We start from the raw sequence: 12,702 nt of genomic DNA, 5'->3' as shown, positions 1-12,702 counted from the left end.
AGGGCTCCTGGTTCTTTCAATTGTCTCCGCTTGGGACACAGTCGCTCGACTGATTGGATTGGATAGATGAAAAAGATTTTCGCGGTAGCGGCCATTGCAGCCGGTCTTAGTGCGGCTGGCGCGGCAAGCGCCGGAACGATTTTCTCCGAGGATTTCAGCGGCTACTCGTTGCCGTCGACCAATGGCGCCATGTCCTCGGGCGTGTCGTCGACAAGCGGCGACAGCTTCACGACCGCCTACAGCTACCGGACAGGCACCAGCAACACCGGTCCGAACAGCATGTACGATGAGGGAACCTGGACGATCGGAACGAACCCGTTCGCCGTCCACAGCCTCTGGGTCAATCTTCCGAGCAGCAATCCCTTCCTGATGCTCAACGGGGCGACCACCGACACGGTCCCGCCGCCCGCCGCCTATATCAGCAACGCGATCAGCGTGGCCCCTGGCGAATATTCCTATTCGTACCAGCTGCTCAATCTCTGCTGTAACTCCGACGGCCCCCCCGGGACGCCCTCGGTGCTGCAGCTCTGGTACTATGCGCCCGGCGCGTCGACCCCGACCAATATCGACTTCACCATCAACACCACGCCGGCGGCGAATGGCTGGCAAACCGTTTCCGGGACGTTCGACATCGCTGAGCCGGGCGGAACGATCCACCTCGGCCTTTCGGACGACAGCAGCATCGCCAGCGGCAATGATTTCGGCGTGGACAACATCAGGCTGGCGTCCGTGCCGGAGCCGGCGGCCTGGAGCCTGATGATCTTGGGCTTCGGCGGTCTCGGCGCCGTGCTGCGCCGGCGCCGTGGCCAGGTGGCCATCGCGACCGCCTAACGACACGAACTCCGCCATTCGAAAGCCCCGGCTCACGCCGGGGCTTTCTGCTGACTCCTCGGCGCATGGATCTCGCAATCCCACTTCGTCGGCGGGCTTGACCGGACGTCCTCAACGGAGCCGGGGCTGGCGTCCGCTGAGGGTTGTCAGCCGTCCTGAGGGTCCACGCCCGAAACCGCACATTCGGCCGGCGCCCTGACCGCGGCCCCTCCGACTGGCGGCTCTGGGTAAGCAGGCCCGCCCCGATCTTGCTCACATCGACTCCGCGGCCTCCGCCGAGGATCGTGAGGCCTTTGCTGCGCCACCGGCAGTTCTCGCCTCAAGCGAACTTTTCTCACCCGGAGCGCAGCATGTTGCCTCGCCGCTGTACACAGTAAACAACTACTCTCCGAACAGCATGGAGATGAAGTCGATGGCGATGAAACTCAAGGTGACCTTGTCGGCAGCCGCGTTGGCGATCATGGCGGCCGGCATGGCGCACGCAGACCCCCTCCCGGGCCTGCAGAATCTTAATTTCCTTCAGTATACGGGCGCCGCTCCGAAGAACTGCTTCCAGTGCGTGGCGCCAGTCGGCTGGACCGGCGGCTCAGGCCTGATCTACGTCGACGCCCCGGGCACCGCCACGAGCTTCAGCGGCGGCATCGCCACCTACCAGGATCCCGGCGCACTCAGCATCAAGGGGGGTTACAACTACGTGGAGGCCGACGGCAACCCCTACTACGAGAGCGGCTTCAACTACACGGTCAGCGGCCTGACCGTGGGCAAGACCTACAGCCTCAGCTTCTATCAGGCGGCCGGCCAGCAGCAGGGTTTCACCGGCGACTCGACAAACCAATGGATCGTGTCCCTCGGGACGGCCGGCCTCAGCACCAAGGATGACGGCCTGGGCGACAGCAAGGACGTCTATTACGACACCGATGCGGACGCGAGCATCGCCTCGACGACCCTGATGCACGTCACCTCCGGCGGCGGCGTGTCGTGGAACTACGTCACGGTGAACCTGACGGCCGACGCGACGACCGACGTCCTCGGCTTCCTGGCGTGGGCGAACCAGGGCAGCACGATCAACGTGCCGCCGATCGCCTTCCTGACCGGCGTCGACTCGCCCGCGGGCCTCAGCCCCGGCGTGCCGGAGCCGGCCAGCTGGGCCCTGGCTATCCTGGGCTTCGCCGGAGCGGGCAGCATCCTGCGCCGCGAGCGCGCCAAGCGCGCGGCCGTCTGCGCTTAGGCGCCCAGACGCCGAGCCTTTGGCTTGACGCACCCGCGGGACGCCCTAGCGTCTCGCGGGTGCGTTTCCGTTTTCGCCGGCCGCACAGTCTTGGAGCCAGCGTGTGCAAGCGTTCCTCGAACACCATCAGCACGTCCGCGGTTATCTGCTGGAGGGGCTGCGCGCCAGCCTCTGGCTCGTCCTCCTGACGGCGGTCTTCGTGCCGCTGGAATGGCTGTTCGCGGTGCGCCCGAAGAAGATCCTCCGTGGTTCGGTCCTCAGGGACATCGGCTTCTACTTCATCAGCAATTTCCTGCCGCCGTTCGTGCTGATGCTGCCCTTGGCGGCGGCCGCCTACGTCGCCTACACCTTCGTACCGGCAAGCTGGCATGAGACCGTGGAATCCTGGCCGTTCTGGGTCCGCGGCCTGGCGGCCTTCGTCGTCGCCGACTTTGGCTTCTACTGGGGCCACCGCTGGGCGCACGAGCTGCCGTTCATGTGGCGGTTCCACGCCTTGCACCACGCGCCGGAACACGTCTACTTCCTGATCAGCGCGCGCGCACATCCCATCGACAACGCCTTCATCCGCGTCTGCGGCCTCGTGCCGATCTACATCCTGGGCCTGGGCGCGCCGCAGAGTGTGCAGGGCACGCTGGTGGCCACCCTCCTGATGCTGGCGGTGACCTTCTGGGGCTTCTTCATCCACGCCAACGTGCGGTGGCGGTTGGGGCCGCTGGAGTGGTTGCTGGCGACGCCGGCCTTCCACCTCTGGCACCACACGGCGACCGAGCCGCAGAACCGCAACTTCGCCTCCATGCTGCCGGTGTGGGACCGCCTGTTCGGCACACACTACCTGCCCCGCGGGCAGTGGCCCGCCGCCTACGGGATAAACGAGCCGATCCCGCAGACGATCGTGGGCCAGCTGCTGCACCCGTTCCTCCCGCCTATTAAGCCGCGCCCGGAGCCGCAAGGCGAGCCGGCGCCGCAACCCTCGGGCCCCATCGCCGGCTGAGCTCAGCGATCGCAGCCCGGCGAAAGCGGGATCCAGGGATTTTTCGCTCCGCCCTTAAGAAAGACCACGGAAGGCACGGAATGGCGCGAAGCGGGCTCAACCCGGAACGCGGCCTACGGCCAAGATTCCCGTTCCCGTGCCTTCCGTGAATTCCGTGGTTCAAAAAGCCTGGGTCTCCGCTTTCGCGGGGAAAGCGGTGGTGGGCTGCACCCTAGGGATGGGTAGGCGCCGCAGGCGCAGGCGCGGGCTTGGCCGCCGGCGCGGCGCGTGATGGCTCCGACTTGCCCGGCTCCAGATAGAGCGAGTTCTTTTTCGTGCAGCCGCCGGCGGCGCAGCAGGCTGCCACCATCAGCACGATAACGCCTTTCCGCATGCCCATCCCTCGACGCCCGTCCGCGCCCTCGGAGCTATGTAGTGTCGCCCCCCCGCTCACGGAAGACCGCTCGCGCGTTGCGCGAAGAACACAGTTTGCGGCGCCTTTGTGACGTGCAGCGGTTGTTAAAGGGGCGTCGGGTTACCATCTAAGCTGTCAGGATAGACTGCTGAATTCACTCCCATGTTCGCAAAACACATCGCCGCGGCCGCCGTGGCCGCCTTCACCCTCCTCGCCTCCTCCGCCCAGGCCAACGACGTCACCGTCGACGGGTCCGGCGTGCTGCATGTCGCCATCGCCGGCGTCAGCGCCGCCCGCGGCCACGTGCGCGTCGCCATCTGTTCGGTCAGCGATTTCCTGAAAGATTGCCGCTATGAAGGCGCGGCACCCGCGACTCCGGGCGTCACCGTGGTGACCGTGAAAGACCTGCCCCCCGGCGTCTACGCGGCCCAGGCCTACGAGGACAGGAACGACAACCATTCGGTCGACCGCAACATCCTGGGCGTGCCGCGGGTCGGCGTGGGCTTCTCCAACAACGCCCCGATCCATCTCGCGCCGCCGAGCTTCCAGTCGGCCGCCTTCACCTACGCGGGCGGCGACCAGACCATCTCCTTCACCCTGCGCCATTTTGGCGGCTAAGCCGCGTCGGGCGGCAGGTTCGGCGCGTCCATGCGCCGGCTGACCACCGCTCCCATCGCCGCGGCCGTGCGGCTGGGGAGCGGCCATCCCTGGCTGACCCTCTTGGTCTGCCTGCTGCTGTCGGCGGCGGCCCTCGTGTTCGCCGCCGGCCACTTCAGCATGACCAGCGACACGGCCAAGCTGATCTCCGACAAGGTGCCATGGCGCCAACACGAGATCGCCATGGACGCCGCCTTCCCACAGAACGGCGACACCACCGTGGTCGTGGTGGACGGCGCGACCCCGGAGCTGGCGGAACAGGCGGCGGCCTCGCTGGCCGCAAAGCTTGAACCCCAGGACAAGGTCTTCCTCAGCGCGCGCCGCCCGGACGGCGGCGCCTTCTTCGCCCGCGAGGGCCTGCTTTTCCTGCCCACCGACCAGGTGCGCGCCACCGCCGACCAGCTGGTCTCCGCCCAGCCCTTCCTCGGGCCCCTGGCCGCCGACCCCAGCCTGCGCGGCGTGGCCGGCGCGATCGGGACGATGGCCGACGGCGTGACCCAGGGCCAGACCACCTTCGCCGCCGTGGACAAGCCGCTGGCCGCCCTCGCCGACGTCCTGCAGAAGGCCGCCGCCGGCAAACCCGCCTTCTTCTCCTGGCAGGCCCTGGTGGCCGGCGACGGCAAGGGTCTGCAGGCGCCCACGCGCCGCTTCATCGTCGTGCGGCCCAAGCTGGACTATGGCGGCCTGATGCCGGGCGAGGACGCCAGCGACGCCATTCGCGCCACCGCCAAGGCCCTCAGCCTCGACGCCGCCCACGGGGTCACCGTGCGCCTGACCGGCTCCGTGCCGCTGTCGGACGAGGAGTTCGCCTCGCTCACCGATCGGGTGTGGCTGGTCACCGGCTCCATGGGCCTGGCGGTGCTGGTCATGCTGTGGCTGGCGGTGAAATCGGCCAGGCTGGTGGCGGCGATCCTGACGACCACGCTCATCGGCCTCCTGCTCACCGCCGCCATGGGGCTGGTGACCGTCGGCCGCTTCAACCTGATCTCCGTGGCCTTCATCCCGCTGTTCGTGGGGCTGGGCGTCGATTTCGGCATCCAGTTCAGCGTACGCTTCCGCGCCGAGCGCCTGATCCACGACGACCGCAAAGCTGCCCTGGAAGCCGCCGCCACCGGCATCGGCGGTTCGCTGGCGCTGGCCGCCGCAGCCATCACCCTCGGCTTCCTGGCCTTCCTGCCGACCCCCTACATCGGGGTCTCGGAGCTCGGCATCATCGCCGGGGTCGGCATGGTCATCGGCCTGGTGCTGAACATCACGCTGCTGCCGGCGCTGATCCTGATCTTCCGCACCCCGCGCCAGACCGAGGAGGTGGGCTCGCGCCGCATGGCCCCCCTCGACCGCTTCCTGGTGGAACGCCGCAAGACGGTGCTCTGGGCCTTCGCCGCCTCGACCCTGGTCAGCGTCGCCCTGCTGCCCTTCGTCCGCTTCGACTTCAACCCGATGCACCTGCGCAACGCCCACGGCGAGGCGATGTCGACCCTCAACGACATCATCAAGGACCCGACGGAGACGCCGAACACCATCGACGTGCTCGCGCCCTCGCTCGACGCGGCCAACAAGCTGGCCGACCGGCTGGGCCAGCTGCCGCAGGTCGCTCAGGCGATCACGCTGGCGAGCTTCATCCCCGACGACCAGCCGGCCAAGCTCGCCGCCATCTCTGACGCCCAGCTCCTCCTCGACCCGACGCTGAACCCCTTCGAGACCCAGCCGACGCCCACCGACGCCGAGACCGTGGCCGCGCTGAAAGCCACCGCCGCCAAGCTGCGCGCGGCGGCCGGGACCGGCGCTGCTCAAGCTGGCGCGGCGGACGCCCTGCGCCTCGCCGGCGCTTTGGAAACCCTGGCCAGCGGCCCGCCCGACGGCCGCGCCCGCGCCACCGCCGCCCTGATCCCGCCGCTCAACACCCTGCTCGACCAGCTCCGCGCCCTGCTCACCGCCGAGCCGGTGACGCTGCAGAGTCTGCCGCCCGACATGGTCCGCGACTGGGTGACCCCGGACGGCCGCGCCCGCGCGCAGGTCTCGCCCAAGGGCGATTCCAACGACAACAAGGTCCTGGCGGCCTTCTCCAAGGCGGTGCGCACGATCGCGCCGGACGCCTCCGGCGCCCCGATCTCGATCCAGGAGGCCGGCAAGACCATCAGCCGGTCGTTCATCGAGGCGGGCCTGCTCTCCCTCGTGGCGATCACCGCCCTGCTGCTGCTCGTGCTGCGCAGCCTGCGCGAGGTGGCCTTCACGCTGGCGCCCATCGTGCTGGCCGGCTTCCTGACGCTGGGCACCTGCGTCCTGATCGGCCAGCCGATCAACTTCGCCAACATCATCGCCTTCCCGCTGCTGTTCGGGGTCGGCGTGGCCTTCCACATTTACTTCGTGATGGCCTGGCGCGCGGGGACCACCAACCTCCTGCAGTCCAGTCTGGCGCGCGGGGTGTTCTTCAGCGCCATGACCACCGGCACGGCCTTCGGCAGCCTGATGTTCTCCAGCCATCCGGGCACCGCCAGCATGGGCAAGATCCTGATGATCTCGCTGATCTGGACCCTGGTCGCCGCCCTGATCTTCGAGCCTGCCCTGCTCGGCCCGACGCCTACCGAGCCCAAGGGAGAGCCCGCGGCCTAGGCGTCCGGCGCGGGCTTGGGCGAGCGTGCGACGAGCGCGCGGCCCTCGCGCGCCTGCCAGATCAAGAGCACCGGCACGCCCACCACGAGGTCACGGGCCCGGCGCAGCAGGGAGACGGCCAGCAGGTCGCTGGGCTGCAGGCCAAACAGCGGCGCCAGCACCACATAGGCGCCTTCCTGCACGCCCAGGCCGCCCGGCAGCATGAAGGCCACGCCGCGGGCGGCGTACATCAGGCTCTCCACCGCCAGCACCGCCCACAGCGGGGCGTTCGCGCCCATGAACTTCAACGCGATCCATGACCCCAGGCCACTGCCCACCCAGCCGGCGCTGTGCAGGGCGACGCCGGCCAGCAGGCGCAGCGGCTGGCGGTAGATGGCGTCGAGGGTGTCGCGCACCGCGCCCGCCCGGCTCACGGAATCCGGCAGCCACTTCTGCGCCAGCCCACCCAGCCAGCTCACGCCGCGCCGTTGCACCAGGACGAAGCCGAAGGCCGCGATCAGCAGGAAGGCCAGCGCCCCCAGCATCGGCCACATCAGCGCCGAGCCGTGCAGGCCGCCGCGCAACTGCGCCGCCAGCAGGCCCACGCCCAGGAGGGTGTAGAGCACCTGGGCCGACAGCTCGGTGGTGATGTCGGCGATGGTCGAGGCCGCGACCAGGTCCTCCGGCACGCCCTCGGCCTGCGCCACCCGCGCGCCCAGCAGGAAGCCGCTGACCTGGGCGAAGGGCAGGATGTCGGAGCCCGCCTCGCGCAGCAGCCGCGCCCAGACCAGCACGCCCAGGCCGCGCGCGCCCAGCCCCGGGGAGACCGCGAACCAGGCTGCGCCCAGGATCAGGATCACCAGGGGCCAGTAGAGGGTATAGACGGCGAAGCCCGCCACCCCGGCCTTGCCGATGGCCGACAGCACCGACTGGTAGCCGACGACGGCCACCACCAGGGTCAGCAGCGCCAAGCCGGCGACCAAGGCCGCGAACACCCCGCCGCGGGTCACCTTGCTCACGAAATCCCCGAAATCCCCGGCCTGAAGGACCGGCTCAAGCCGCGACTGTAGCCCGCGGCGTCTTCATGAACCGCAGCGCGAGCCGGATCATGTTGGGGACGAACACCGGCCGGATCAAGCGCGCATCGTAGGGCGCGAGGCGCCGGTCGTTCTCCTCCAGGCAGATGCGCGCCAGTTCGGGGAAGCTGATCTCCACGCCCAGCTCCTTCGAGCCGTTCAGGGTGAAGTTGCTGTCCTGCGCCTTGTCGCTCTTCTCCATGTCGCCGGCGATGCCGATCCGCTCGGCGATCAGGAACAACCACACCGCCATGGCCTTCAGCTCGAACCAGGGGCGGCGCCACAGGGGCATGTTGCGCCGCTTCCACGCGACCCAGTTGACGAAGAACAGGATGTGGCGGCCCTCCTCGCGCATCACCGGCTCGAAGGTGTCCACCAGCTCGGTGGGGAAGAAGCCATCGAAGGTTCAGGTCGTGGAGCGCCCGGCGTCGAGGCCGGACGTCGCCCGCGATGTAGGAAATTCTCTCGCCGTGAAAACCCCGCTGGGCCTCAAACGAAGTCGGAAAATCCGCCGTGTTCGGCGCCGCTCCCGGCAAGCGCCTGGCGCGTCTGCGCTGCGGTAAGGGCGGCGAGCTCGCCTGCGTAATCGTAACCCGCTACCGCGCCCTCGAAGCCGCCGCTGGTCGCCGGGTGCAGGTAGAGCTCGCTCAAACCCGGCGGCAGCCGGCGCAGGATCCCAGCCACGCGGTCCGTGGTCATGGTGCCCGACCAGGCCAGCCCGAACACCTGGTCGGCGACCGTGATCCCCGCCCGCCGATAGCGCGCCCGCACCTGCCGCGCCCAGGGCTCGGTGACGTAGGCCGGCCTCGGCGCCGCGGCCGGATCGACGGCGGCCAGGATGGCGCGGGGCTCGATCGGCGCGCGGCTGGCCCTCAGCCCATAACGGGCCCCGATGCTCAGCATCAGGCCGGCGATGGTCGGGTGCAGGTGGTAGTGCTTGTGGGTGTTGGCGTGGTCCAGCGGCAAGCCGGTGGCGGCGAAGGCGGCGAACTGCGCCTCGATCTCCGCGGCGAGCTGGCGGCGCACCTTCGGCCGGAAGAAGATCTCCGCGCCCATGACCGCCATGTCGGTGCGGAACAGGCCGTCGCGGGTGACGAGGTCCGGCAACTCGTTCGCCGGCAGCTTCGGTCGGCCCTCCACCAGCACCAGGTGCAACCCCACGCGCAGCTTGGGCAGCCGCCTCGCCCGCGCCACGGCGTCGGCGCAGCCACGGGCGGCCACCATCAGGCTGGCGGAGGTCAGGACGCCGTCGCGGTGGCCGATCTCCACCGCCTCATTGACCTCGGCCGCGGCGCCGAAGTCGTCGGCGGTGACGATCAGCCGCCTCAAGCCAGCCGGAGGGCTCAGGAGACGATCATGTCTTCACGGGTGCGCAGGAACTGGAAGAATTCCACGCCTTCGCGCAGGCGGCGCACCAGCATGTCCTTCGACGTCAGCATCTCGCCCACGATCTCGGCGATCTTCGACGGCCGGAAGTAGAACTTCTTGTAGAAGTCCTCGACCGAATTGAAGATTTCCGTGTGGCTGAGGTGCGGATAGTCCAGGGGCGCGATCTGGGTGCCGTCGTCGGTCAGGAGGTCGACGTCGGACGCGAACCAGCCGTTCTCCTTGGCCTGGTTGTACAGGAAGGTGCCCGGATAGGGCGCGGCCAGCGACACCTGCAGGGTGCGCGGGTTGACCTCCTTGGCGAAGGCCAGGGTCTCCTGGATCGTCTCGCGGGTCTCGCCCGGCAGGCCCAGGATGAAGGTGCCGTGGACGATGATGCCGAGCTCGTGGCAGTCGCGGGCGAACCGCTTGGCCACGTCGACCAGGAGGCCCTTCTTGATGTTGTGCAGGATCTTCTGGTTGCCGGACTCGTAGCCGACCAGCAGCAGGCGCAGGCCGTTGGCCTTCATCACTTCCAGCGTCTTGCGCGGCACATTGGCCTTGGCGTTGCAGGACCAGGTGACGCCCAACGGACCCAGCGCCCGGGCGAGTTCCTCGACCCGCTCGTGGTGGTCGGTGAGGGTGTCGTCGTCGAAGAAGATCTCGCGCACCTGCGGGAACTCCCGCTGTACGTACTTCACGTCCTCGACCACGCGCTCGACCGACTGCAGGCGATAGCGGTGGCCGCCGATGGTCTGCGGCCACAGGCAGAAGGTGCAGCGGGATTTGCAGCCGCGGCCGGTGTACCAGCTCATGTAGGGGTGCAGCAGGTAGCCGCCGAAATAGTTCTCGACTTTCAGCTGCTTGTAGAGCGGCAGGACGGACGGCAGCTCGTCCATGTCCTCGCGGATCGGCCGCTCGCGCGTAGCCACGATCTCGCCCGCCTCGTTGCGGTACGTCAGGCCCAGGATCTCCGCCCAGGGCTTGCCCTCGGCCAGTTCCCGGATGGTGTCCTCGTATTCGTTGCGGCAGACGAAATCGAGCTCGGGGCAGGCCGCCATGCTCTCATTCGGCTCGACGGCCACCTTGGCGCCGATGAAGCCGATCTTGGCGGTCGGGTTGATCTCGCGGATCATCCGCACCGTCTGGCAGTCGGACTTGAAGGACGGCGTCGAGGTGTGGACCACGATCATCTCGTGGCCGCGGACGTCGGCCTCGATGTCCTTGAAGGACTGGTTGTGCGGCGGCGCGTCGATCAGCTTGGAGCCCGGCACCATGGCCGCGGCCTGCGCCAGCCAGGTGGGGAACCAGAAGGACTTCACCTCCCGCTTCATCTGATAGCGCGCGCCGGCGCCGCCGTCGTAGCCGTCGAAGGACGGAGCCTGGAGGAAAAGGGTGCGAAGCATGCGGGTCCTATATGCGCTCAAGCGCGCCTTGCGGGTCAACGCGGAAGCGGGTTCCGCGCCACTCCACCGCGCGCACGAAGAACGAGCCTGCGAAGATGGCGAAAGAGAGGATATCGCGCGCCGGCGCAAGTAGCCAACCGCCGCGTGCGATCCCTGCTGCCTCGTCCACCTGCCGCATCGTCCATAAGCGGCAGATAAGGGCGATGGCCAGCACCGCCAAGGCGGCGGGCGCCGCGGCGGTGAAAAGAACCCCCAGCAGGGCCAGCGGAATCGCGTGTGTGACCCCGCTGCCGAAGAAGCCGGCCGGGTCGACGCCGCGCACCGTCAGCGCCCAGCGCAGCTCGTGGCGGACCACGTCGCCCAGAGTCGCTTCGGCGCAGCCGTGGGCGACCAGCACCGGCGCCACGACGCTGCGCAGCCCCAGCGCCCGCACCGCCGCGCCGATGGCGTAGTCGTCGGCCAGGAGGTCGGCGAAGGCCTCGAAGCCGCCGATCCGCGCCAGGGTCTCGCCGCTGAGCGCGATGGTCGAGCCCATGCAGGGGGTGGCCAGGCCGAGCGTCACGCCCACCGCCACGCTGGGCAGGAACTGGTAGGTCAACCCCATGGCCGCCAGCCGCGACCAGAAACCGGCCCGCCCCTCGCCATAGTAGGGGCATGTGACCACGCCGACGCCCGGCTCGCTCAGCGCGGCCACCACGCGGCGCAGATAGTCCGGCCGCACGGCGATGTCGCTGTCGGAGAGCACGATCAGCCCATGCCGCGCCCGGGGGGCCATGTTGATCAGGTTGGCGATCTTGCGGTTCGCTCCGTGCGGGGTCGGATCGGCGACGACCACGACGTCCCGCGCCGGATAGGCCGCACGGAGAGCTTTCGCGGCGTCCAGGGCCGGGTCCGCTGGGTCCTGCACGCCCAGCACCATCTGGACCTCGCCCGGATAGTCCTGATCGAGCCCGCTGCGCAGCGCCGCCTCCAGCCCCGGCTCGGCGCCGTGCAGGGGCTTCAGCAGCGTCACCGCCGGGGATTCGGCGGCGGATCCAGCCAGCGGCGGACTGCGAAACGCCGCGATTCGCGCGGCGGCCAGCACCTGATAGGCGCTGCCCGCCAAGGCCAACACCAGGCTGGCCGCGCCGAGGATTTCGAGTAGGAGATGCAATGGCGGCGCTGCTTTCTGCGTGTCTGTGCGTTCCTATCGTGCGCGCGGCTCGCTAGGCCAGCCATCCTCGACACCGCCGAGGTCCTCCCCCGACCCGGCAAGCCAAAGGTGAAGCCATGAGCCCAGGCCGTCCGCGCCTCCTCGTCATGACCGCCATTGCGGCCCTGACCGTGGCCGCGGGTCCAGTCCGCGCCCAACAGACGCCGGGCGACCCCTGGGAGCGGACCAACCGCCGGTTCTTCGCCATCGAGGAATCCCTCGACCGTCACCTGTTCGGCCCGGTTTCCAGCGGCTACGGCAAGAGCCCCGGCTTTTTCCGCGATGCCCTGCGCAACTTCTGCCACAACCTGAACGAGCCGACGATCCTCGTGAACGACCTGCTGCAGGTGCGTCCCGTGCAGGCGGCGAAGACCCTCACCCGCTTCGTGCTCAACAGCACCATCGGCATCGCCGGGATCGTCGACGTGGCGAAGCAGAACCACCTGCGCTACCGCGAGAACGGCTTCGGCAATACGCTGGGCCGCTGGGGCGTCGGGCCGGGGCCCTACATCTTCTTGCCGCTGGTCGGGCCCACGACCTTACGTGACGGCTTCGGCAGCCTGGCCGACATCGGGCTGAACCCGTTGAACTACATCAAGTATCCGGACCGCGACGAGATCGGAATCGCCATCACCATCGCGGGCGGCCTCAGCGACCGGACAGACGCCCAGCAGGACATCCAGACGATCCGCCAGACGTCCACCGACCCCTACGCGACCCTGCGGTCCTACTACCTGCAGAAGCGCGCCGCCGAGATCGCCGGCAAGCCGGTCAGCATCGACGCCCTGCCGGACCTCGACACGCCCGAGACCTCGCCCTCGCCGCCCACGCCATCCCCGCCTCCGCCGCCCAGCGGAGGCGCCTCGTCGCCGCAGACCCAGGCGGAGGCCGATCCGCCCGCGCCGACGCCGACCGCCGCGCCCGCCGCCCTGCCGGCCTCGGAAGACCCGATCTTCTGACCTCGTCCTAA

12 protein-coding genes are annotated in these 12,702 nt (G+C 69.0%); 6 read left to right on the top strand and 6 right to left on the bottom strand.

Going from position 1 to position 12,702, the window contains the following annotated elements; genetic code table 11:
* Positions 1-66 precede the first annotated feature (66 nt).
* The 3 genes from E8A49_RS10095 to E8A49_RS10085 all read left to right on the top strand — a co-directional run bounded on the left by E8A49_RS10095 (position 67) and on the right by E8A49_RS10085 (position 3,050).
* Complete coding sequence (locus E8A49_RS10095) at positions 67-831, top strand: PEPxxWA-CTERM sorting domain-containing protein (RefSeq protein ID WP_293380019.1); 765 nt, start codon at positions 67-69, stop codon at positions 829-831.
* A gap of 559 nt (positions 832-1,390) precedes the next feature.
* Positions 1,391-2,059 carry a PEP-CTERM sorting domain-containing protein gene (locus tag E8A49_RS10090; RefSeq protein WP_293380016.1) on the top strand — a complete coding sequence of 223 codons (669 nt, stop codon included), beginning with the start codon at positions 1,391-1,393 and terminating at the stop codon, positions 2,057-2,059.
* A gap of 103 nt (positions 2,060-2,162) precedes the next feature.
* Positions 2,163-3,050 carry a sterol desaturase family protein gene (locus E8A49_RS10085; RefSeq protein WP_293380013.1) on the top strand — a complete coding sequence of 296 codons (888 nt, stop codon included), beginning with the start codon at positions 2,163-2,165 and terminating at the stop codon, positions 3,048-3,050.
* Between the two features lie 211 nt (positions 3,051-3,261).
* Here E8A49_RS10085 and E8A49_RS10080 read toward each other — a convergent pair whose 3' ends face one another.
* Positions 3,262-3,423 (bottom strand): hypothetical protein, encoded by a 162-nt coding sequence (locus E8A49_RS10080; RefSeq protein WP_293380010.1) that lies wholly within the window; start codon positions 3,421-3,423, stop codon positions 3,262-3,264.
* Between the two features lie 183 nt (positions 3,424-3,606).
* Between E8A49_RS10080 and E8A49_RS10075 the strand changes: the two genes are divergently transcribed.
* On the top strand, positions 3,607-4,062 hold the full coding sequence (locus tag E8A49_RS10075; protein ID WP_293380007.1) for a DUF2141 domain-containing protein: 456 nt from the start codon (positions 3,607-3,609) through the stop codon (positions 4,060-4,062).
* Positions 4,063-4,092: 30 nt separating this feature from the next.
* Positions 4,093-6,714, top strand: a complete 2,622-nt coding sequence (locus E8A49_RS10070) for an MMPL family transporter (RefSeq protein WP_293380005.1) — start codon at positions 4,093-4,095, stop codon at positions 6,712-6,714.
* Here the strand turns inward: E8A49_RS10070 and E8A49_RS10065 are convergent.
* The 5 genes from E8A49_RS10065 to hpnI form a co-directional block, all read right to left on the bottom strand.
* The gene (locus tag E8A49_RS10065; protein ID WP_293380002.1) at positions 6,711-7,712 is read right to left on the bottom strand and encodes a lysylphosphatidylglycerol synthase domain-containing protein; all 1,002 of its coding nucleotides are present in this window, start codon (positions 7,710-7,712) and stop codon (positions 6,711-6,713) included. The two genes, E8A49_RS10070 and E8A49_RS10065, sit on opposite strands and share 4 nt — an antisense overlap.
* 34 nt (positions 7,713-7,746) lie before the next feature.
* Positions 7,747-8,145, bottom strand: coding sequence for a hypothetical protein (locus E8A49_RS10060; protein WP_293379998.1), 399 nt, complete (start codon positions 8,143-8,145; stop codon positions 7,747-7,749).
* Between the two features lie 113 nt (positions 8,146-8,258).
* Positions 8,259-9,098, bottom strand: coding sequence for a hopanoid biosynthesis-associated protein HpnK (hpnK, locus tag E8A49_RS10055; protein WP_293379995.1), 840 nt, complete (start codon positions 9,096-9,098; stop codon positions 8,259-8,261).
* A 14-nt stretch (positions 9,099-9,112) separates the two neighbouring features.
* On the bottom strand, positions 9,113-10,540 hold the full coding sequence (gene hpnJ / locus E8A49_RS10050; protein WP_293379993.1) for a hopanoid biosynthesis associated radical SAM protein HpnJ: 1,428 nt from the start codon (positions 10,538-10,540) through the stop codon (positions 9,113-9,115).
* Positions 10,541-10,547: 7 nt separating this feature from the next.
* The gene (gene hpnI / locus E8A49_RS10045; RefSeq protein ID WP_293379990.1) at positions 10,548-11,693 is read right to left on the bottom strand and encodes a bacteriohopanetetrol glucosamine biosynthesis glycosyltransferase HpnI; all 1,146 of its coding nucleotides are present in this window, start codon (positions 11,691-11,693) and stop codon (positions 10,548-10,550) included.
* Between the two features lie 116 nt (positions 11,694-11,809).
* On the opposite strand from hpnI, the gene E8A49_RS10040 reads away from it, so the two are divergent.
* Complete coding sequence (locus E8A49_RS10040; RefSeq protein WP_293379987.1) at positions 11,810-12,691, top strand: VacJ family lipoprotein; 882 nt, start codon at positions 11,810-11,812, stop codon at positions 12,689-12,691.
* The last annotated feature ends 11 nt before the right edge of the window (positions 12,692-12,702 follow it).

This window comes from Phenylobacterium sp., assembly GCF_004799515.1.
In the GTDB taxonomy this organism is placed as follows: Bacteria; Pseudomonadota; Alphaproteobacteria; order Caulobacterales; family Caulobacteraceae; genus Phenylobacterium.
The sequence above is the reverse complement of the archived record's forward strand: the minus strand, read 5'-3'. Positions and strand labels throughout refer to the sequence as shown.

Excerpts from the sequence above, each read along its gene's own strand:
- E8A49_RS10095 (WP_293380019.1), top strand. The coding sequence starts at position 67 with ATGAAAAAGATTTTCGCGGTAGCGGCCATTGCAGCCGGTCTTAGTGCG.
- E8A49_RS10080 (WP_293380010.1), bottom strand. The coding sequence starts at position 3,423 with ATGCGGAAAGGCGTTATCGTGCTGATGGTGGCAGCCTGCTGCGCCGCC.
- E8A49_RS10075 (WP_293380007.1), top strand. The coding sequence starts at position 3,607 with ATGTTCGCAAAACACATCGCCGCGGCCGCCGTGGCCGCCTTCACCCTC.
- E8A49_RS10070 (WP_293380005.1), top strand. The coding sequence starts at position 4,093 with ATGCGCCGGCTGACCACCGCTCCCATCGCCGCGGCCGTGCGGCTGGGG.
- hpnJ (WP_293379993.1), bottom strand. The coding sequence starts at position 10,540 with ATGCTTCGCACCCTTTTCCTCCAGGCTCCGTCCTTCGACGGCTACGAC.
- E8A49_RS10040 (WP_293379987.1), top strand. The coding sequence starts at position 11,810 with ATGAGCCCAGGCCGTCCGCGCCTCCTCGTCATGACCGCCATTGCGGCC.